Source organism: Cellulomonas sp. FA1 (assembly GCF_000986825.1).
Classification (GTDB): Bacteria; Actinomycetota; Actinomycetes; order Actinomycetales; family Cellulomonadaceae; genus Cellulomonas; species Cellulomonas iranensis.
Genome location: NZ_LBMY01000001.1, coordinates 2,623,320 through 2,643,433 on the forward strand (window position 1 = coordinate 2,623,320; position 20,114 = coordinate 2,643,433).

Sequence of the window (20,114 nt, forward strand, 5' to 3'; positions counted from 1 at the left end):
CTTCACCCAGAGGACCGTCGGGAGTCGTCGCTAGGGTCCAGGGCATGCAGGGGATCGGGACGACGACCGTCTTCGTCGACGCCAACGTGTGGTTCTCCCGCACGCTGCGCGACTGGCTCGGCATGCTCTACACCACACCTGACGACCCCCCGTTCGTGGCGTGCTGGACCGAGGACGTGCTAGCCGAGCTGATCTATCACCTGCGCAGGGCACACCCCCGATGGGACGGCGCGCGGATCACCCGCATCCGCGACCTCCTGGCGGACACGTTCGAGGCGGGCCGCGTCGACGACTTCACGATCGACGCGGGCTACGGCGGGCCCGACCCTTCGGACGCCCATGTCCACGCCGCCGCAGTGGCGTGCCGCGCCGACGTCCTCCTCACCTGCAACACCCGAGACTTCGTGTGGGACGACAGCGCGTCACCGTACGAGGTGATGCACCCCGACGACTTCCTCGTGCTGGTCGACGACAGCTGCCCGTCGCTCGTCGCCACCGTGGCCGCGCAGATGGCTCGGTACTGGTACGACAGGTTCGGCGAGGCTGACGTGCCCGCCCGGTTGCGCTCTGCTCAGTGTCCGCAGTTCGCCGAGCGCGTCAGGCGCCACCTCATCGCGTCGTTCTGACGTCTGAGCCGGCGGCTCGGCGCCTCACACGGACCCCTTGCCCGGGATGCGCCTCCCGGGCGACGGACAACCCGGCGCGTCGCTTGCCGCACGGTCGACGCAGCTGCTGAGCTCCACGCATGAACGTCCGGCAGCGTGGCGCGGCGGCGCCGGCAGCGTGGGGCTGCTTCACGCGGACGTCGGACACGCTGCTCGACCACACGTACGGCGACGTCCTCGGCACGCGGTACGAGTACGACTCGCACGTCGTCAACCACAGGGCGATCAGCCCGGGTGACCTCGTCGTGCTGCGGGACGGGCAGCTGATCCTCGGGCACGGTGTCGTCGAGGACGTCGTGAGCAGCCCCGGCGTCAAGGTCATGCGGCGCTGCCCCTCCTGCGGCTCGGCCAGCACCACCGCCCGCAAGCGCGCGCTGCCCCGCTACCGCTGCAACGACTGCAAGGCGACGTTCGACGAGCCGCGGATGGCACCGTCCGACGTCACGCGGTACACGGCGACGTACGCAGGCACGTGGACCCCGCTCGACTCGCCGCTCCCCGTGCGAGCCCTCGACACGGTCTACGCCGGGGCCGACCGGCAGAACGCGATCCGCCGGCTCGACCGCACACGCGTGCTCGACATGCTCGCGGCCTACGGCGGGCTCGAAGGCGCCCTGGAAGCGGCCGTGCTGCGGTACGGCACGCCCGTGGCCGGTGGCCACGTCGACGCCGTGGTGCGGCGGCGCGTCGGGCAGCAGCAGTTCCGTGAGCGCCTGCTCGACCGTTACGGCGCCACGTGCGCGGTCACGGGCGCCCAGCCGGAGATGGTGCTGGACGCCGCCCACCTGTACCGCTTCGCGGACCGCCCCGAGCACCTGGACGACGGCGGCCTGCTGCTGCGCGCCGACGTGCACCGGCTGTTCGACCGCCTCGTGCTGACGTTCAACCCCAAGACGTGGACCACGCAGGTCGCGCCGCGGCTGCTCGAACGGCACGAGAGCCTGGCCGCGCTCGACGGCCGGCGGATCTCGGTGCACGCGTCGCGCCTGCCGGACGTCGAGCTGATCGAGGAGCATCACCTCGCGGCTCGGGCGCGGTGGAAGGACCTGGCGCGGGTGTGAAAGTGCGCGAAGGGTATTGCCGGGTCGAGCGGTCTGAGCTCATCGACGCGGGCCTCACCCCTGGCGGAGTTGCACTCATGGGCGCAACGACTGGGCGGGCAGTTGCCACGCCGTCTTCCATCCGCCCACGATGGCTGGTCGCCGGAACCGCGCGGCCTTCCGAGAACTCAGCCCGGTCCCGCGACGTCACCGCTTCCACGCCTCAACCGGGTGACAGGGAGTTCGCCCCTGCCCCCAACTCCATCCGTCACTGATGGTCAGCCTCCAGTCGGCAACCCAGGCGACAGCAATGGGAACGCCTGACAGGAGCCAGCGCGCCTAGGCACGTATGCCGCTCATCCGACTACGTCGACGATCGTGCCCCCGCCCCTGACCTTGACCGTGAATCCGATACGACCGCGTGGCGCGGCCAGTTTGGGGAAAGCCAACGAGAAGAGCGTGGCGACGTCGGCGGCAGGTGCCGGGTCAGGGAGGTCCTCGGGAAGCGACTTCCCGGACGGCCCGTCGGCGGCAAACGTGAGCAGCAGTGCACCACGCGTGGGCGTGTGGAGGCGCACTGCGTCCGGGTACCGGGCCGCGAAGTCGGCCATGCGCGGGTCCGGGTGGTCGGCGGGGACCGTGCCACCCGAGATGATCTTCATGGCCTCACGCTGGCGCGGCGAGCTTCCCGAGAACATCCACTCGCGCTCCGGGCGACGGTTGCGTTCGAGGACTGTCAGAGGCGCCGTCCGGTCGCCGATCCGACGACGCACGACGGACTTGCCCTTGAGCCGCGGCACGAGCACAGCCCAGTCCACGAGGGCCCCCTCGGCGTATGCCTGGTCGAGGAAATGCGTGGTCGGCGCGAAGTCGAACTTTGGGTTCCAGCGGAACTGGTCGAGGACCTCACGTACGAGGTCGGCGGCGACGATTCCGTAGTCGGCCTCGTAAAGCCCGAAAGTCCCGGAGAAGAAGGTTCCGGACTGTGTGACGGCATCCAACAGCGGTTGCACGGCACGGAAGTGTGCCGCGTTCACGTGGGAACTGCGCACCGGCTGCTGGAAGAAGTCCTTGACCGTCCCACCCTCCCCCTTCGAGACGAGCACGGCGTTGTACATCTTGTTTGCTCCGGTGGGCTTGAGGCCGGGGAGCGACTGGAACACCATGGGAGGAACCTGAACGGGCGTGACTCGAGGCCTTCCGGTCTCGTCGACGCCCTGGTAGCCCCTCAGTTCCTCCCGGAAGTCCTCCTCGTCTCGGACGACCGCCTCGAAGGCCCGATAGAGATCGACCTTCGTACCCCGTGGGCCGGGGACTGCGCGGCCGACGAACAGGCGCACGAGGTCGCGGTATCCCTGCCGGTATCCGAACCACCGCCCCATCTGCATGAGGGTGTCCGCAGCCTGGGTGCGCCGTGTGTAGTACGAGGTAGTCAACCCCTCGACCGTGAACCCGCGGCTGAGCTTGGCCCCACCCACGAGGATCTTCCAGACGTCACGACGCTGGAAGTCGAGGTCGGGCTGCGCGTAGTCCGCCTCCTTGTTGCCGTTGACCACGGCGATCGGGGAGGCGCCACGCTCGATCCTGTCGATGGCCTGCCCGATGTAGGGACGCAGCGACCCGAAGTCCTCGGGCACCGGTTGGTCGCCCGCGCGTGCACGACTCACCGGGACGAAGTCGTCGCGCCACAGGTCGTGCAGGCGCCTCTGCCCGGCGGGCTGGCTGTAGGCGCCGCGTCTCCATACAGTGTGGATCTCCTCGGCGAGATCGTCGTGCTTGTCGGTCCGGACGGACTCGTGGACGAGCATCGTGTGATGGCGTGTCGGCACACTGCTTCCCTGAGCGGCCCGCCACAGCTTGATGGCACCGGACAGCACGTAGGAGTCGAGTGCGCGCAGCATCTCTGCGTGCCGTTCCGGGTCGTCGTCGGGCGCCGCATACAAGCCACGGACGAACGCTCTCTCGTTCGAGGTCGCGACCGTCCTCTCGTCGTCCTCGGACAGGTCGAGGTCGTGGAAGTCCCTGCCCCCCATGTACGCGCGCGGCGGCTCGAGGCTGACGATGAAGTCCTTCGGGAAGATGTCCTCGGAGTCGTCGGGGTCGACGAAGACGTTGGCGAACGGTGTGGCTGTGTATCCGACGTACTGGGCACGCTTGAGCACGCCGAGCAGCTTCGCGATCTTCTTGTTGATCTCGGAGCGCTCCTTGTCCTCCGCGCTCGGTGTCTTCTGCTTGCGGGTGTTCACGGATGCCTGGTCGGCCTCGTCGTCGATGATGAGGGTCGGGATCTCACCGAGGTCGGCGTGGATACGTCCGAGGTCGTCCAAGAGCTTGTCGAGCACCGACTTGTTCTTCTTCACGACGGCGATCCGCACGTCGGAGCCGAACAGGTTGTCCGGGTGCCACAGGCGCTTCGCCGGGACGGCGAGCTCGTTCCCGACGCGGAAGTCGAGTGCCGAGAGACCGGCCTGCAGACTGCGGTAGTCCCACGTGGAGCGGGTCAGGCGGCGGATCTCGGGCGCCCCGAGGTCCCCCGGCCGGGCCCCGTGACGCAGGAACTTGCCGTCGACCCAGTCGCGGTCGCGCACGCCCGCGTAGTCGACGTCGGCGAGGAGGTGCTCGTCGTCGCGGGGGATCCCTCCGAGGATGTTCTCCTCCCCGACCAGCTCCATGTCGATGCGGCGCTGGGTCTGGCTGCGCAGGATCTCGATCGTCCCGGTGAGGACGATGACGAGGCGGTAGCCAGCGTCGACGGCCTTCGCGATCACCCCGGTGAAGTTGGCGGTCTTGCCCGACTGCACGTGCCCGACGACCAGCCCACGGGACTGGTACGGGGCTTCACGTGTCGGGTCCGCCAGGCGCCCGACGACCTCCCGCGTCGCCGCGTCGAGACGATCGACCGCGAACGCGTCCATCTTCTGCTCGAGCACACCGCGGTAGGCGTCCCAGTAGAACGTCCGCTCGGCCGCCCGGTCGTCGGTGTACCACGGGTCCCAGTCCGCGTCGACGATGACGGTGGTCTGCGACTCGTGCAGCGGGAAGGCGTCGGTGAGACGTGCGGCGGACGTCTCACCGAGGTCGAGCTCACGCAGCACCGTCCGGCGGCGGTCGAGCGTGCCTGGGAGCGTCGGCAACCCGTCGGCATCCGTGGCCCAGGGCGCCGACTCCAGCGCCTCCCAGCGCGCCAGCTGGATGTGGAAGGCCACCCGCACGGGGTCGTTCGGGTCTCCTCCGAGAAGCACGTCGACGAGACCCGGCTCGTCGAGGACGAGCTCGTCCCGGCGCAGCCGGTGGTTCACCTCGTCGAGCAGGGGCTCGGGCGCGAATCCCTGCATGCCCTTGAGCACGCGGGTCACGGCCGCGGCGTACAGGTCAGCCATCGGTGATCTCCTGGCGGGTGAGGAAGGCGGCCAGCGGCTCTCCCGGGTCTCCGGGCGCGCGTGCCGAGAGGTCGAGGCGGTACTGGAGATCGCTGATGAGTTCCAGGTGCGGCACCACGCCGGACAGGCGAGCAGGGGTGATGGCCGGGAAGTCGTCGTCGACCTCGAAGGCCGCGGGCGTGCTCCGCAGGATGTAGCGGTCGGGATAGAGGTCCGCGTCCTCGTCCCGCCAGCCGACGCCGTGCAGGTGGACCGCGAGACTCTCCCTGTGGGTGTGCGGCACACGTCGTCGCAGGTCGGCGACCAGCTCGGGGAGCCCGAGTCCGCGCGCACCTCCCGCGCGCGTCACCTGGATCGACAGGAGCCACAGCGGACGGCCCGGGGTGGCCTCCATCTGGCGCTCGCCGTGGACGACGTGCACACGACGCTCCGCCGACGTCGTCTTGACCTCGACGTCGAAGTCAGGCAGGCCGAGATCGTGCTGCTCGCCGAGGAGCCCGAGCCACCAGTCGATGACATCGGCGCCGTCGCAGGTCGCGAGCAGGTGCCGCACGACGAGCAGCTCGCCCAGCAGCCCGACCTCCTGGTCCGGTGACAACCTGCGCCGCGACGCGAGCACGGCGCGCATCCGCTCCAGCACGGTCTCCACCGCCGTGGCGAACGTCGCCCCGCCGCGGACGGTGGACACGATCGACACGACCATGCCGTAGGCCTCGTGATGGAGGTCGCGTGCGTCGATCTCCAGCTGGTACCACGGCCCGTCCTCGGTCGAGAGGGTCTCGACCGAGACGCGTCGGTAGCCCGCCACCGCCGGTTCGTGGCCGTCCACCGGGGTCATGAGGCGGTAGCGCTGTGCGGCGGGGTCCAACTCCAGCTCGTACCGCGGGGAGCCGGACAGGACGTGCGTGGTCGGCACGCCCGCTGCCATGTATGTCTCGAGCGACTCGGCGGTCAGGTGGGCGACGTCTGCGTGGCCCTCGGTCATCGCTCGTCCTCCTCGTGGCGCTGTGGCAGCGCGTGACGGCCTGTCGACTGCGCGTGGTTCTCCTGCTCGGACCGGATGGCGGCGAGCATAAGCGCGTTGTAGGCGTGGGCGTAGGCCCGTTCCTTGCGTCCGGCGTAGGAGCCGAGCGCGTGCTCCCCGACGAGCAGGTACAGCAGGGTCTTGACGATCGGAGCGTCGTCGGTGCGTCCGCCCGGCCGCCCCCCGAGGACGGACCGGTAACGGGTGTTGAGCCAGAGCGTGCGGGCGTCGACGTCGACCTCGAAGACCTGGTCGTCCATGAGCAGGCGCCACCGGACGCTGACGGCGTCCTGCCCCTCGTGCAGCTCGGCGTTCTCCCCGATCGCGTCGACGAGCGCGTGTGGGAGCCCACGGTCCGGCTCGGGCAGCCGGAGCGGGCGGGGGTTGCGCCGACGTGCCTCACGTGCGCCGGAGCGAGCAGTGTCGAGATAGTCCCGGAACGAACGCCCGTCCGCCGTCCGCGCCGCCTCGAACGCTGCGGTGAGCGCGGCGTCCAGCACCACGCCGGTCTTCTCGGCGTTGATGACGACGTGCGGCTCAAGCGCCGCGTCGATGTCCAGGGCCACCCGTGCCTGTGCCAGATCACGCGAGGCCGCGGTCAGACCGTTCCAGCTGCCCGCCTGCAGGAGCCGGTCGTGGCGGTAGACGTACAGGCCCTGCGTCTGGGTCGTCCCGGCGCCTCCGAGCACCCATCCCGGGTCGTCCGCGCGCGCCGGCCACACGTGGAGGCGCGCCGATGACGAGACGCCCCCCACGTCGAGAAGGAGGTCGTCCGGGTAGTCCGGGGAGCCGGAGGCCCGATACCCGAAGGGGTCGAGAGGCTCGACGGAGCGCTCGACGCCCCCGAAGTCGGGGTAGTCCTCGTCGACGACGTCGATGCCGACCGTGACGTCACCGCGGGCCAGGATCCGGTGCAGCACGAGACCCAGGTGTCGACGGACGCTCTCGACCTGCGACTCGATCCAGTTGCGCTGCTCGTCGACGTCGGGCGACTGCAGGAACGTCCGCACGTCGCGCCACTCGACCACCGCTCCTGTCTCACGGGAGAAAGTGGTGATCGGCTCGTCGTACCGTGCGCGTGCGTCGGCGGCGGAGAACTCCTCCACCATCGGACCCGAGTCGAGGGTGTCACGCGCGAGCCCACGCCCGACGTGCGGCGCGCCCCACCTCCGCGCCCACACGTACATGCGGTCCGCCTGGCTGAGCGACGCGGCCTTGAGGCCGATGCCGAAGTGGCCGAGCTCGCCCCCCTCGTATTCCCGCCGCCGCGCGTACGCCATGGCGTCGTCGACGGCCGCACTGTCCATCCCCTTGCCGTCGTCGATGACGAGCAGCCCTGTGGTGCGCTCCTCGCGTTGCAGGAACCGGACGAGCACGTGCCGGGCCCCGGCGTCGATGCTGTTGTCGACGAGATCGGCGATCGCCGTCGTCAGCGAGTGGTGCCGCCCGATGGCGGACGTGATGGAAGGGTCGGGGTCGACCCGTCGCGTCTGGACGGGCGCCGGACGCGACGATCGCGTCATGCGTCCTCGAACCGTGATCTGCTCGCACCCAGGACGCGACTGTTCTCGGTCACGGTCCGTACGACGTTCGCATCGAAGCCGTCGGACTTCTCGGCCGTCACGTCGAGCGTCACTTCGAGAACGTCCGGCCCGGCTCCGCGCAGCGCCTCGACGACCTCCCGCGCGATCTGCGCCAGCCGCGCCTCGATCGGGGACGTCGGGTCGAGGTCGAAGCGGCCGGTCCAACGGACGTTCGACCTCGCCGGAGGTGTGGGGTCGGGTCCCGGGCGTGGGCCCGGCCCGGGCGCGGGACCAGGTCCGGGTCCAGGCGGGAGGTCGTCGAGCACCGGGGAGGGAGCTTGCCTCTCGCGGATCCTCTGCTCGGTCGCGAGCTCCGGCCGCACGAGCAGCGTGCTGTCGTCGACCGGCCCGAAGTCGAAGTCCTCCAGCGGAACCGCCAGCCCCGTGTAGTCGCCTGTGTTCGCGTCGACGCCGGTCGCGAGTGCGAAGCCCCGCTCGGCCCAGGCGGGGTCGTGCAGCACGTCGAGCAGTGACTCGACGAGCACGCGCCGGTCCCGCAGACGCGCGAGATAGGGGTACCGGGTGAACCAGTCCCACAGCTCTCCCACGGAGACGTGCCCGGTGTTCCAGCGGGCACGAAGGCTCCCCGAGAGCTCGACCTTCAACGCGGCGGGCGCCAGCTGCGTGGCCAACCCACCGGCACTCACGAGCTTGCGACCGGTCCGCACGGCGAGGGATCGATCGGCCCCGTCACACTTGACCTGGGCGATGGTCATCTCGGCGTCGGGGGCGGGTTGCGTCGCGTGCAGGCCCCACATCCAGGTCGCGAACACCTGGTCGTCGATCGTGCGGTTCGTCTCCTCGGTGCGCTTGCGGGCCTGCTGCGCGTTGCTCTGCGTGAGGTCGAGCGAGACGTCCTCCGCGATCGACCGCCACGCGAGGTGCTGCCGCACCGTGCTCTCCAGGTCCCGCCAGCGCGCGTCGTCTGCCGCGAGGACGACGACGGAGTTCTGCCGCAGACGCGACGCCGTCCCGCGCGTCCGGACGAGGTCGAGAGCGAACGCGGCCGCCGGGCTGTCCTTGTCCTTGCCGTTGTGCCGGTGCTCGGGGCGGAGCACGACGAGCCGGGTGCCCGTCTCGTCGGCGACGTCGGCAGAGGTCTCGGGCGCGACGACCACCCCCGCGAAGTCCGGGGCCGGGCCGCTGGAGGCGCGCCGCAGGCGAGCGACGACCTCACCGTGGACCATGTCCAGGGGGAGGTCGCGGGCCCGTTCCGCCGCGAGCCTGTTGAGCGAGGGCTGGGTGTCGTACCAGTACCGCTCGCCGTCCCGGAACAGGTGGCTCGAGGCGTTGACGAGCGCCTCGAGCGCGGTCCCGAGGTTGCCCACGACGTCCCCGGGCATGGCGACACCGAGCGCGACCCGCTTGCGGTCCACGCCCTTGCGAGCGGCCTCGAGCGTCGGTGCGGAGTCGACGAAGAGCGTGCGCGCCACGCGCAGCGTGGTCCCCCGTCGGCCGAGGAGCGGGCGGTCGGCGTCGATGCGACGGGCGACGGCGTTGTCCCCGTCGATGTCGGACTCCACGATCTCGGCCCAGCGCGGGTCGATGTACTGGACGAGCTCTCCTCGCGCGCCGCCGGTGTCGAGTGGGATCGAGCCGGGCATGATGAGCGGCGACGGGTCGTTGCGCTCCCACAGGTGGTGCACCACCGTGCTCATGAGGCGCAGCACGCCGCGGGTGCGCTGGAACTTCTCGAGCGTCGACCAGTCGGTGTAGAGACGGTCGAGCAGCTCGGGGTGGATGGGGTACGCCGCGCGGATGCGCTCCTCGTACGCGCGGTCGGTCACACCCGAGGGCAGTTCCGGGCCGTGCTGGCGGTAGTACTCCACGAACCGGCGCGCGACGGCGTTGATCGTCACCGAGGCGGCGTTGTCGGGGTCGCGGAACAGCCGGCGCCGGACGATCTCGAAGGACTCGTCAGGCGTGGCCGGCTCCCACGCGTGCGCGACGCGACGCACGACGTGGTTGAGGCGGTCGAGCGCGAGCCGACCGTGTGCGCCGCCGACCTCGAGATCGGAGGCGCTCGAGTCCGCCTGGCCGTCGCGGCCGTCGAGGCGGGCGTCGCTGGCCGGGATGGAGACGAGGAGCAGCGTGCCCGGGACGGCTGCGGCCGCCTGAGTGAGTGCCTGAGCGAACGTGAACTGGGTCTCGAACGACCCGCCGACGAGCTCCTCACGGCCGTGCAGCTGCCGGGCGTACGCCACCCACTCGTCGACCAGCACGACGGCGGGCCCGTAGGCGGCGAACAGATCCCGAAGGATGGCACCGGGGCTGGTGCCGGTCCGGTCGGCGTCGGCGACCTTCGCGTACGCCTCGGCGCCACCGAGCTGCCACGCGAGCTCGCCCCAGAGGGTCCGGACCTCGGTCCCATCCGGCTTGCGGGTCGCCTGCCCGGCCGGGATCTCGTTGCCGACGAGCGCGACGCGGCGCACCTTCAGCCCGGTGGGGTCGACACCGCGGACGAGGTCCTGGACGTCCTGGGGGAAGTCCGTGAGCGGCCGCCCCGACATGAGGTGCCAGACGGCGAGCATGGAGTGGGTCTTGCCGCCGCCGAAGCGGTCCTGCAGGTTGATGATCGCGTTGGCGTTGGGGTCGCCGGTGACCCGGGACGCCGCTCGGACGAGGAGGTCGCGCAGTCCACCCGTCAGGTGGGTGCGTCGGAAGAACTCGATCGGGTCGGCGTACTCGGTCTCGAGGTCGTCCGCGCCCGTCGCGACCCGGTACAGGTCGGCGGCGAACTCCGACGCGGCGAACGTGCCGGCACGCACGTCCGGGTGCGGCTCGAGCACCGTCCGCCATGGCGGCAGTTCGGCGTCTGCCGTGTCGGGCGTGGCCGCGGCAGCCTTGACGGTTCGCCTCGTCTCGTTCTCGTATGCGGCGCGCTGGACGTCGAGGCGCAGCGCCTTGACCCGCTCGGCCTCATCGCGGGAACCGACGGCTCGGAGAAGCCGTTCCATCGTGTCGAGCGCCCGGTACGCGTCGTCGGACGTGAAGGCACCGCGATGCGCCCACGTGTCGCGGACGGCCCGCAGCTCTCCGGCGAGATTCTGCTCGGCCCGCGATAGCTCGTCGGAGAAGGGGAACCCGAGCTCGCCCATACGTTCGGTGAGCACACGGAGCTGGTTCTGCGGGTCCGTGGGCGAGTACGTCCTGCCCGCGGCACCGTTGACGGCGTCCTTGGCCGCGAGCAGGGCGGTCCAGTCATGTCCGGCGGGCACGTAGGGCCGGAGGACCCGGGCGACGAACGGCCCGAGCCCCGCTGCGAGCACGTCGAGCCCACGTCCCACCTGGTCGATGTTGCTGACCGCCATCGTCTACCCCCTGTTCCGGCACCGCGACACGGCAGGACGTCGTACGTCCGTCATCCGTCGAGCCCGAGGTCGAAACCGAGCGCGCCCTGGTCACCCTGTGTCTCGGCACGTCGGGCCGCTTCCGTGAGCGCCGACCACTCGGTACCGACCGCATTGAACAGCCCGGCGTCCTCCGGGTGCTTGTGCTGCGCCAGCTCGTACAGCCGATAGGACAACCGCTGGACCGCGTCGGCGTCGATCCCGCCGCGCCGCGTGACCGCGGCGAGCAGCCGAGCGGCTGCCTCGACCCCGGTCGTGGTCAGCGCGCGCGCGAGGTGGCAGGTCACCTCCCACACCGAGATGCGGTCGTCCGCCTCGGGATTCCACGACGCGGGCAGGTCCGCGGGGCGCCGCAGCGCCACCTGACCCTCGCGCGACACCAGGACACCGCCGCGCCCCATGCCCCCGACCGACGTGTTGACCGCCCGCGCGAGGACGTCCGCCTCGCCGTAGGGCCGGCGGGTCCACCCGTACTGCGCGTACCACGCCAGGCAGAACCGGGTATCGGCGTCGAGGTCACCGTCCTGCTCGGCCAGCACCTCGTCCAACGCCTGGTTTATGAGCTGCAGTGCGGTCCGCACGGTCATCACCGAGCCGTCCGCCTCGACGACCCGCGCGTACCGCGAGAACACGGCCATGCCCGGGCCGATCGTCGCCTGCGCCAGGTCGACCGGCGCGATGGCACCTTGCCGCATCTCCTCGAGGGCCGCCGGAAGCTCGGCCTTGAGAGCGGCGAGGAACCCGCGCCGGTTCGTCGTCTCGGCAGTCACGTGGCGCGGCCGTAGTGCGAGGACGATGGACGACGCTAGGGCGTTCGCGCCGACGCTGATCATCCGTCCCGACCGCTCTGAGCGGACAGGCCAGGTCGCTGTGATGGTCCAACCTGATCGAATCATGCCCTCGAGCATCGTCGACCACCCCGTCGACGCGACGCCTTCCGCCTCGAGTTCCTGCTGCTTGAAGGCGTAGTAGACGGTGATCGGGTAGTCGTCCGTCGCATTCTCGCGGGCGCGGGCGAACACCTGACGGAATCCCTCTTCAAAGAACTCTTTCGCACCCTGCTTGCCATTGTGTCGGTGAGGATTCGCGACAAGCTCCTCAGCCTTAGGCACAAGAATCGTGGCGAGCAGATCGGGATAGACCCTTCGCAAGGCTTTCCGTAGCCAGACATAGAAGTAGTCCGACAGGTCCGAATAGCCAATGTTGTCGTAATAGGGCGGATCGGTTGCGATGAGGACACCGGCATAGTCACGTGCGGCAGCGTCGGCTTGCTGAACCACTCCCGCCGCGCCGGACGGAACCATCGCGCAGGCCTTGGCCGCCCATTCAACCTGACCGATAAAACCGCCTGTCGCGGTCCCAAGCGGGGCCGTTTCGCAATAATCCCAGACCATCGGGATTGCCTGCCGCGCAAACACGCCGCGAGCGAACTCGCCAGTCGATGCCCACGACACCATCGACGACGAGAGATTGGTCATGCCAGAAACAGCAAAAGCCAAATAGGTCGCAACGGCGTCTGCGTACGATTCAGAACCCCCGTCGGCGATGACACGAGAGCGCACTTCATCGACCAAGTCGCTGAGGGCACTGAGGGCGGTCAACTGCCGGGGTGTGAAGAGGTCGACCCACTCGTTGAACCCGTATATTCGGATGGTCTGAGGGTTTGCGGGGCTGAGCCCATGTGGCGGCAATGAGCCGACTGGTGTCGAGTCCGGACGCGCAATGTTCGCGGCTTCCCGATGGGTCTCCGTCGGCGCGAGATATACCCTCTGCCGCTGGCCTTCGGCAACGATCGCCATGAGTTCGCTGCCGAGCCGACCTGCGCGACCTTCCGCTCGCACGTAGGTCAGAGGAACCGGCGATGAGCACGCAATACAGATGGCGAAAGTTCGAGATACCGTTCCGTCGTCACTGCCCGAGGGAGCTTTGGTTGGGTCAGTACCGATCTCGAAACGAACCCGACGCCCGCCGGGCGCTGAATCGTCGTCCACAATCGTGGGCACAACATACGCATTCTTGCCGTTTGTCTTGCGGAGCCACCACGAGCGAACCAGTGGCATCGCGATTCCGCACACGGGATTTGGACACCTCGCAGTCCTGGCCCAGATCCAGGCAACAACGTTTGCATTCTGCAGCACGGGCGCCGAATCCGCGCCGTGAGCGGTTGCGCGGACGCTGGCCACCGGATACAGGTGGCCGATGCGCTCCTGCGCACGATCGCGCATCCACGCTCCGTACCGGCGCACGTCCTCGGCGAGGCCGGTAGCGCGGGGCCAGGCGCCGAGTCGCGAGTCGGCGGCGCCGGGGTACACCGGCGGCTGCCCGGCGAACCTCGGTGGGATCTCGATGAGCGCCTTGTTGATCAGCACCGCGACCGGGTTGAGGTCGCTCGCGTGGGCCTCCAGGCCGAGGCGCTGCGCCTCGAGCGGGATGGTGCCGCCGCCGGCGAAGGGGTCGAGGATCGCGGGCGGCTTCCCGTCGGTGGACCTGAGGATCTCCTCGTGCGCCTCGCGCAGCAGCCCTTCGTCGCCGACGTTCTCCCAGACGACGAGCCGTCGGATGATGTCATGCAGCCGCTCCCGCTCGGCCTTCTGCTCCTCCTCGGTCGGGAACCTGTCCGGGAAGGACGAGGGGTCGTCGACGAGCTGCGCGAACAGCACGGCCCGCGCGGCCGCGAGCGGTCGACGCGCCCACCACAGGTGCAGCGTCGACGGGTGCCCGTGGCGGATCGACTTCTCCCGGGCCGACTCGCGGTTGATGTCCTCCAGAGGCAGGGACACCTCGATGAGCTTGCGGCGCTGCGTCACACCCACGTCCTTCCGTCGGCGCCGTCGCCGTCCGAGACGCCGCCCTGCGCCATCGTAGGGCGGCGCACCGAAGACCGGGGCGACATCCGTCCAGGTCAGGGCACTTCACCCGGTGCGCGCCGGGTGAGCCAGACGGCCATCACCTCGTCGGCTGCCGCCGACATGTCCGCATGTTCCCAGAACCGCAGCACCGACCATCCGAGGGAGGCCAGGTGCGCGTCCGTCTCCCGATCGCGAGCGACGTTGCGCTCGAGCTTCGCCCGCCACCACGGCCCGTTCGAGCGCGGGAGGGTCGCGTGCAGCGGGCACGAGTGCCAGAAGCACCCGTCGACGAACACCGCGATCCGCGCGCGCGTCAGCACGACGTCCGCCCGGCGCCGCGACATCCCGGGGAGCGGATGGTCGACCCGATAGCGCAGCCCCCGAGCGTGCAGCGCCCGGCGTAGTGCGAGCTCAGGCGCCGTATCCCGACGGACCTGGCGCGCCATGCGGGCGGAGACGGCGGGCGTCGTCGTGACGGCGACGTGGGGCCCGGGCGTGACCGACTCCACGTGCACCTCCCTCGGTAGAGTCTCACCAAGCGCGTGGCGGTGACCGACATGTCGGCCGGGCCGGCTATCGTCCTCCGATGTGAGCAACGTGCCCTCCGTCGCGCCCGCGCGCCCCCCGCTCGGTGAGGCTCCCGAGGACGGACGGACAGTCCGAGTGCTCGACCTCTTCTCCGGTGCCGGCGGCCTGACCGCTGGACTCGAGCGGACCGGTCGCTTCACCAGTGTGCAGGCCGTCGAGCTCGACCGTGCGGCGGCTGCCACGTACGCGCAGAACCACACGAGCGCGGACGTCTGGGTCGGTCGCATCCAGGACTGGCTGCGCGACGGGACCGTCCCCGAGGTCGACGTGATCGTCGGCGGTCCGCCGTGCCAAGGGTTCTCCACCCTGGGCAAGCAGGACGCCGAGGACGACCGCAACTTCCTGTGGCGCGAGTACGCGAGCACGATCCTGCGTGCACGTCCGAGCTACTTCGTCGTCGAGAACGTGGCCGCGTTCACGCGTTCACCGCAGTACCTGCAGTTCGTCGAGGAGACCGAGCCTGGTGGCCGACTCCACGAGTACACGTTCGAAGCCCGCGTGCTCAACGCGGCCGACTACGGCTCGTTCCAGGCCCGGCGCCGAGCCGTGCTGATCGGGCACCACCGAGACCTGCCCGCTCCCGCATGGCCGGAACCGACACACGCGAAGAGGCACCGGACCGTGCGCGAGGCCCTCAGCGGCATCCCGCACACGTGGTCAGGCATCGACCTCCCCGGCGACACGCACCACTTCGACGGGCACGACCTTCCGGGCGTCTTCCTCACCCGGGACCTGCACCTCGGACGCAACTACTCGCTGCTGTCGCTCGAGCGATTCGCGCACATCCGGGAGGGCCAGAACCGGTTCAGCCTGCCGTACGAGCTGCAAGCGCCGTGCTGGCGCAAGCACACGAGCGGATCGGGTGACGTGATGGGCCGTTTGTACTGGGATCGCCCCTCCGTGACCGTCCGCACCGAGTTCTTCAAGCCGGAGAAGGGTCGCTATCTTCACCCGGAGGCCGACCGCGCGATCACACACTTCGAGGCCGCGCGCCTGCAAGGATTCCCCGACGACTACAAGTGGGTCGGATCGAAGACGGCGATCGCCCGCCAGATCGGCAACGCGGTCCCGCTCGAGCTGGGAGAGGCGATCGGCAAGTCGCTCATTTATTCCCCCTGAGGGCGAAGGAAGCAAGCGTTTCGCGGGTGAGGGCCGCTGACATCCATCAATCGCGCAGATGCCCCGAGGCTCCGGCACATCCGATTTCTGGCACAGCAGCACCTCCCATCAGGAGAATCGCGCCGCCGCGGAACACACTGCAATCTCGAGATCTGTGGCAGATCTTTGTGCGCGGCGGCGTCCATCGCAGGAAGCGCCACTCAGAGAGGGCTTGATTCAAATTGCGAGCGATAAACCTTGGCCGTGCTGGGACTTCTACAGTGAGAGAGTCTCTTCAACGATCTTTATGATCTGCGCTAGAACAGGGGAATCGTTCGGCACCTCGGCAAGCCTTCTTCGCTGCTCGAACAGGACGTCCGAAGCAGGTGGATACTCCTCCTTCTCAAGACCGAGGGAAACCCGGGCGGCGTCGAGCCAGAACTCTTTTGCAGCCTTTGAAGAATCTCGCTTCCGCTCCCCGATCATTTCTAGCAATAGATTCTCCGGGCAGTCGCCGGGCAGATAGCGAAGGTGAGAGAAACACCAGTCGTTCAGTTGTCTTTCACGACGGGAGTGCTTCTCGGCGTTACTGCCCTCGTCGCTGTCGCGGAGGCGGGTCGCGATCCCGATCTTCTTGAGCTGTGCGCTGACGTCGGGCCCCGAGAGTTCGGTGGACCGCAGGATCTCCTTCTGCGGTCTTTGGTCTCCGTCGAGCACGACCATGCAACGTGCGTCCGCTGCCGCCAGCACCGGCACAGTGAACGAAAGAATGCTGCTTGCCCCACCGGGCATAGGGGAAATACTCAGCGAATCAAGCGCATCTGCCCCCTTAGTTCTGGCTGCACGGAGCAGAATTTCCCGAGCCAGTTCATCCTCGACATACACTGCCGCTTTGTCGATATTCGCACCGATTCTGCTGAATGCTTCGCGGTGCGTTGCGCTTTCGCTCACCAACCGCACCTTTCCACTCTCGGCCAGGTCCAGAACCTTGACCGACTGGGAAGGCAACATCGCCACCAGCGCAGGCGAGTGAGTCGACAGTACGACCTGAAGGCCTTTTTGCAGAGCTGTCCGCGCTATATGGTTGAGGAGCGCTTCTTGTGCCCGCGGATGCAATGACGTCTCCGGTTCGTCGAGCAGCACCAGTGAACGCTCGGCCACCTTGGACAACTGGTGAACCAGCACGATCGCTGCAAATTCTCCACTACCCGCAAAAGCCTCAGAGTACCTGAGGCCACGAGCGCGAATTAGCGCAGTCCTCCCCTCGACGTCGAAAAAATCGTGCGCCACGATCTGAATCGACTCATAGTCTCTTCCGAGGATCCTTGACACCGCTTCTAGTTCTCCACTAGAAAGCTCCTCCACAGGCTCGAGGATTCGGTCACGCCCGTAGAACTCATACGACCCGGAACGCTGCGCGATCGCTTCCGCGAGCCTCCTCGATCGCCTGCGAACCAACGCCTTCTTCTTTTCTATTGAGTTCTCGCGGTGCGCATGGTTGAACAAGAAGTGGATGTCGAAGGCCGGAACCGTGTGGCGGAAGTCAAGATAGAGCACTTCCTTGACCACCGGGTTCCACCGAGTTTTGCTTCGATAACCTTCGTCGACCGGATCCACGGTGTCGGGCATCGGGGGCATGCCGTCACTGATTCGCGGGGCGCGAGTTTCAAAGTAGTCGACCCGCCGATCGGTGCGAGCCACGCGGGTCTTAATCACCTCGGCCATGGCGCCGCTCGGCAACGCGTAACTGTGGATGTATCGCGCCGCCTCCAGCTCTACACTGTCCAGCCCAGTCTCAAACCAATGCTGGCCGAGATCCATGCCGCGGGGGCATCCCTGCAGAGCGCGGAGGATGGTCGTTTTGTTGGTGCCGTTAGGACCAACAAGCGCAGTCAGGGGATGATCGAAGTTGATCGTCAGCCCTGGCTCGAGGTTCTTGAGATTTGGAAACCGGACTTGTCGGATAAAGGGCTCACACTCATTGCTCTCGAGTCGACTGGCCAGGCGTTCCATCATGGACTCATGCTGCCAGACCTGAGTCGTGAGGAGTCGGTACGACACTCCCGCCGACTAACCCTCGCCCGGGGCCCAATAAACTGGGGTCAACCGGGGCGTCTACCTCACGAGGACCGTCGGGACCGTTGCAGGAGCAACGGTTGCCGTGGTCATGAGTCCTGCACGAGTTCCCGAGTCTCCCGAGTCAGTTCGAGCGAAACGGTTCACCCCGCCGTGAAGGCCGACGGCCCGGTGCGCGCCCTCAAAGGCAGGGGAGCAACCGGCTACCGGTCATACCCCTTCCCCACCATCCACACGAGGACGTCGAACACCCGCAGCGCCGAGATGTCCGCCCCGATCCCCGCGCGCTCCCGCAACGCCTCGAGCCGACTGTGCATCCGACGGTCGTCGGCCACGAGCCAGGCGTGCAGGGGGCTCCAGTAGCGGCCCTTCACGACCCCGAGCTCCTCGGCCACGACAGAGTCGAGGATCGGCACCAGGTGCGGTCGCTTGCGCGCGAGCAGCTTGGTCACGCTCGTCTCGCCGAGCCCGCGGATCGACAGGAGCTCGCGGTAGAGGGGCCGCACGGTCCACGCGTCACCGACCTCGTCCGCGGTGAGATCCGCGAGCGCGACGTCCCGCGGGATCTCCCGCAGCAGCGCCTCGAGCCGGTCGCGCCGCGTGACGAGCAGGTCGAGCGCGGCGTCGCCACCGATCTCCACCGCGAGCAGCGAGACCGCGACCAGGTCGTCCGCCGTGAAGGTGTCCGCCACCTCCGGGCGGTCGCCGCCACCGCCCAGCCGCTCGAAGTACGCGCCGCTGAACCGACCCTGCGGTCGCGGCGCGAAGTAGGTCTGCAGGAGGCGGACGGCCTCCCCCTCACAGTCGGGCGCGAGCAGGTCGGTCACTCGGTCACTCACACGCACGTGCGCCTCCGGTCTTCTCGACGGGCATGGATCAGTCCTGCCGGAGTGCTACCGGCTCGCTGGTTCCGCCGCCCAGCGCCGCGTACGGCACGAAATCCACCGCCCGCTGCACCCGGTGCCGCAGCAGCGACGGGGCCATGCGGCGCTCGGCGTCGAGCGGGAGCACACGCACGCGCTCGTCGTCGGACCCGAGCGTGAACACGCCGTCGCCGTCGTCCTCGACACCGGAGACCACGCACGCACCGCGCGGCACGTCGACCAGGAGTGATCCGTCCTCGACGAAGTCCTTCACCACTCCGACGAGCACCCGCGCGCCCCGCACGGCGACGAAACCGTCGCGCGCACCGACCGAGCGGAGCGCGGCACGTGCGACGTCGATGCCGCCGACGTCGGACATGCGCGGGATCGCGACGCCCGCGAGCAGCAGCAGCGCACCGTCGTCGAGACGCCAGCGCAGCTCCTGGAGGAGTCGCTCGCGCTGATCGTCACGAAGGCCCAGGAGGTCGGCGGCCTCCGGCACGGGCGGCTCGACGGCGGGGATCGCGGTCGCGACCGCCTCGGCGAGCTGACGCGCGAGCTCGCGCACGGTGCGCTTGGTGCGCGGGTTGAACCCCTTCCCGGGTGCGGCGTCGATGCGTCGGAGCCGCTGCTGCAGCACGGCGATCTGCTCCGCCGCGCGCTGCCGCCACTCGTCGGTGCGCTCGGCGGCGTCGGCGGCGATCTGCGCGGCGTACGCCGGCGACGTCACCGTGACCGCGGACGCACGCAGCAGCTCGTAGCCCAGCCAGCAGTCGGCCGCGGCGTGCAGGTTCACGACGTCACGGGCGATCTGGCCCGCCTCCTGCTGCAGCGCATCCTGCCTGCTGGCGGCCTTGCCGCGCCCGAGCCCGTCGACCCGCTGCGCGAGCAGCCGCACGGTGCTGCGGCAGTACGCCTCGAGCGCGTGCCCGTCGCCGCGCAGCTCGTCGACCATCGTCGGCGGGACGTGACCGAGCTCGAGCGCCCACCGCGACTCGCGGATCACGCGGTCGATGCGCGTCTCGATCTCCGCCGACCGGACTCGCGGGTCTCGCCGAGCAGCACCTCGACGCGGGCGGCGACCTGCTCGACCGCCTGCTGGATGCGGACGAGCTGGAGTTGCACGGCGGCCAGCGCGACGCTTGTGCCCATCGTGGCTGCCATCGTCGCCATCGACGTGCCCGCGCCCACGGCCGTGAAGGCGGCGTTGCCGACGATCTGGCCGTTCTGGCCGACGACCGTCCCGAGGGCCCAGCCGCCGGAGGTCATCAGTCGGGCTCCGGCGTGCAGCTGTGCGAGGGTGTGCGGGGCGAGCTGCACGACCCCGTGCAGCTGCGCGATGCCCTGCACACCGGACCCGACGGCCGAGGCGGCAGCGCCCGTCATGCCCACAGCAGCGAGCCCGTGCCCCGCCTGCTCGGACGCGGATGGCTGCGCCAGCGCCGCCACCACCGCGCGTGCACGCTCGACGTCCGCGGCGAAGACGGCCACGCGTCCCCCGTCGTCGAGTGGGACCAGTGTCACGTCGGACCGCTGCAGATCGTCGCCCACCCGGCGCCTCCCTCGGCGCGACGACCGTTCGGACCGATGGGCCCCGT

13 protein-coding genes are annotated in these 20,114 nt (G+C 69.2%); 3 read left to right on the forward strand and 10 right to left on the reverse strand.

Annotated features, from left to right (window positions below; all coding sequences use genetic code 11):
- Positions 1 to 44 precede the first annotated feature (44 nt).
- Both GY42_RS11820 and GY42_RS11825 read left to right on the forward strand, forming a co-directional pair.
- The gene (locus GY42_RS11820; RefSeq protein WP_046529471.1) at positions 45 to 626 is read left to right on the forward strand and encodes a PIN domain-containing protein; all 582 of its coding nucleotides are present in this window, start codon (positions 45 to 47) and stop codon (positions 624 to 626) included.
- Positions 627 to 745: 119 nt separating this feature from the next.
- Positions 746 to 1,726 carry an HNH endonuclease gene (locus GY42_RS11825; protein WP_052748357.1) on the forward strand — a complete coding sequence of 327 codons (981 nt, stop codon included), beginning with the start codon at positions 746 to 748 and terminating at the stop codon, positions 1,724 to 1,726.
- A gap of 335 nt (positions 1,727 to 2,061) precedes the next feature.
- Here GY42_RS11825 and GY42_RS11830 read toward each other — a convergent pair whose 3' ends face one another.
- From GY42_RS11830 to GY42_RS11855, 6 genes are all read right to left on the reverse strand, one after another.
- Complete coding sequence (locus GY42_RS11830) at positions 2,062 to 5,085, reverse strand: Z1 domain-containing protein (RefSeq protein ID WP_046529472.1); 3,024 nt, start codon at positions 5,083 to 5,085, stop codon at positions 2,062 to 2,064.
- On the reverse strand, positions 5,078 to 6,070 hold the full coding sequence (locus GY42_RS11835) for a PD-(D/E)XK motif protein (RefSeq protein WP_046529473.1): 993 nt from the start codon (positions 6,068 to 6,070) through the stop codon (positions 5,078 to 5,080). Before GY42_RS11835 ends, GY42_RS11830 begins: the two co-directional genes overlap by 8 nt.
- Positions 6,067 to 7,632: an ATP-binding protein gene (locus GY42_RS11840; RefSeq protein WP_046529474.1), complete on the reverse strand. Its 1,566-nt coding sequence runs from the start codon at positions 7,630 to 7,632 to the stop codon at positions 6,067 to 6,069. Before GY42_RS11840 ends, GY42_RS11835 begins: the two co-directional genes overlap by 4 nt.
- Positions 7,629 to 11,003 (reverse strand): Swt1 family HEPN domain-containing protein, encoded by a 3,375-nt coding sequence (locus tag GY42_RS11845; protein WP_046529475.1) that lies wholly within the window; start codon positions 11,001 to 11,003, stop codon positions 7,629 to 7,631. The genes GY42_RS11840 and GY42_RS11845 overlap by 4 nt, the downstream gene beginning before the upstream one ends.
- 50 nt (positions 11,004 to 11,053) lie before the next feature.
- Positions 11,054 to 13,849, reverse strand: coding sequence for a DUF1156 domain-containing protein (locus GY42_RS11850; protein ID WP_046529476.1), 2,796 nt, complete (start codon positions 13,847 to 13,849; stop codon positions 11,054 to 11,056).
- Positions 13,850 to 13,944: 95 nt separating this feature from the next.
- Positions 13,945 to 14,400 carry a very short patch repair endonuclease gene (locus GY42_RS11855; RefSeq protein ID WP_330217850.1) on the reverse strand — a complete coding sequence of 152 codons (456 nt, stop codon included), beginning with the start codon at positions 14,398 to 14,400 and terminating at the stop codon, positions 13,945 to 13,947.
- 154 nt (positions 14,401 to 14,554) lie between these two features.
- Here GY42_RS11855 and GY42_RS11860 point away from each other — a divergent pair, with 154 nt between their 5' ends.
- Entirely contained in the window at positions 14,555 to 15,598 is a 1,044-nt protein-coding gene (locus GY42_RS11860) for a DNA cytosine methyltransferase (protein WP_082131508.1), read from the forward strand.
- Positions 15,599 to 15,853: 255 nt separating this feature from the next.
- On the opposite strand, the gene GY42_RS11865 is transcribed toward GY42_RS11860, so the two are convergent.
- From GY42_RS11865 to GY42_RS11880, 4 genes are all read right to left on the reverse strand, one after another.
- Complete coding sequence (locus tag GY42_RS11865) at positions 15,854 to 17,593, reverse strand: ATP-dependent nuclease (protein WP_152667291.1); 1,740 nt, start codon at positions 17,591 to 17,593, stop codon at positions 15,854 to 15,856.
- 263 nt (positions 17,594 to 17,856) lie between these two features.
- Positions 17,857 to 18,480 carry a DUF6308 family protein gene (locus tag GY42_RS11870; protein WP_082131510.1) on the reverse strand — a complete coding sequence of 208 codons (624 nt, stop codon included), beginning with the start codon at positions 18,478 to 18,480 and terminating at the stop codon, positions 17,857 to 17,859.
- 49 nt (positions 18,481 to 18,529) lie between these two features.
- The gene (locus tag GY42_RS11875; protein WP_046529479.1) at positions 18,530 to 19,522 is read right to left on the reverse strand and encodes a hypothetical protein; all 993 of its coding nucleotides are present in this window, start codon (positions 19,520 to 19,522) and stop codon (positions 18,530 to 18,532) included.
- Entirely contained in the window at positions 19,519 to 20,067 is a 549-nt protein-coding gene (locus GY42_RS11880; protein WP_046529480.1) for a hypothetical protein, read from the reverse strand. Before GY42_RS11880 ends, GY42_RS11875 begins: the two co-directional genes overlap by 4 nt.
- Between the last annotated feature and the right edge of the window lie 47 nt (positions 20,068 to 20,114).

Excerpts from the sequence above, each read along its gene's own strand:
- GY42_RS11830 (WP_046529472.1), bottom strand. The coding sequence starts at position 5,085 with ATGGCTGACCTGTACGCCGCGGCCGTGACCCGCGTGCTCAAGGGCATG.
- GY42_RS11820 (WP_046529471.1), top strand. The coding sequence starts at position 45 with ATGCAGGGGATCGGGACGACGACCGTCTTCGTCGACGCCAACGTGTGG.
- GY42_RS11825 (WP_052748357.1), top strand. The coding sequence starts at position 746 with ATGAACGTCCGGCAGCGTGGCGCGGCGGCGCCGGCAGCGTGGGGCTGC.
- GY42_RS11835 (WP_046529473.1), bottom strand. The coding sequence starts at position 6,070 with ATGACCGAGGGCCACGCAGACGTCGCCCACCTGACCGCCGAGTCGCTC.
- GY42_RS11840 (WP_046529474.1), bottom strand. The coding sequence starts at position 7,632 with ATGACGCGATCGTCGCGTCCGGCGCCCGTCCAGACGCGACGGGTCGAC.
- GY42_RS11845 (WP_046529475.1), bottom strand. The coding sequence starts at position 11,003 with ATGGCGGTCAGCAACATCGACCAGGTGGGACGTGGGCTCGACGTGCTC.
- GY42_RS11865 (WP_152667291.1), bottom strand. The coding sequence starts at position 17,593 with ATGATGGAACGCCTGGCCAGTCGACTCGAGAGCAATGAGTGTGAGCCC.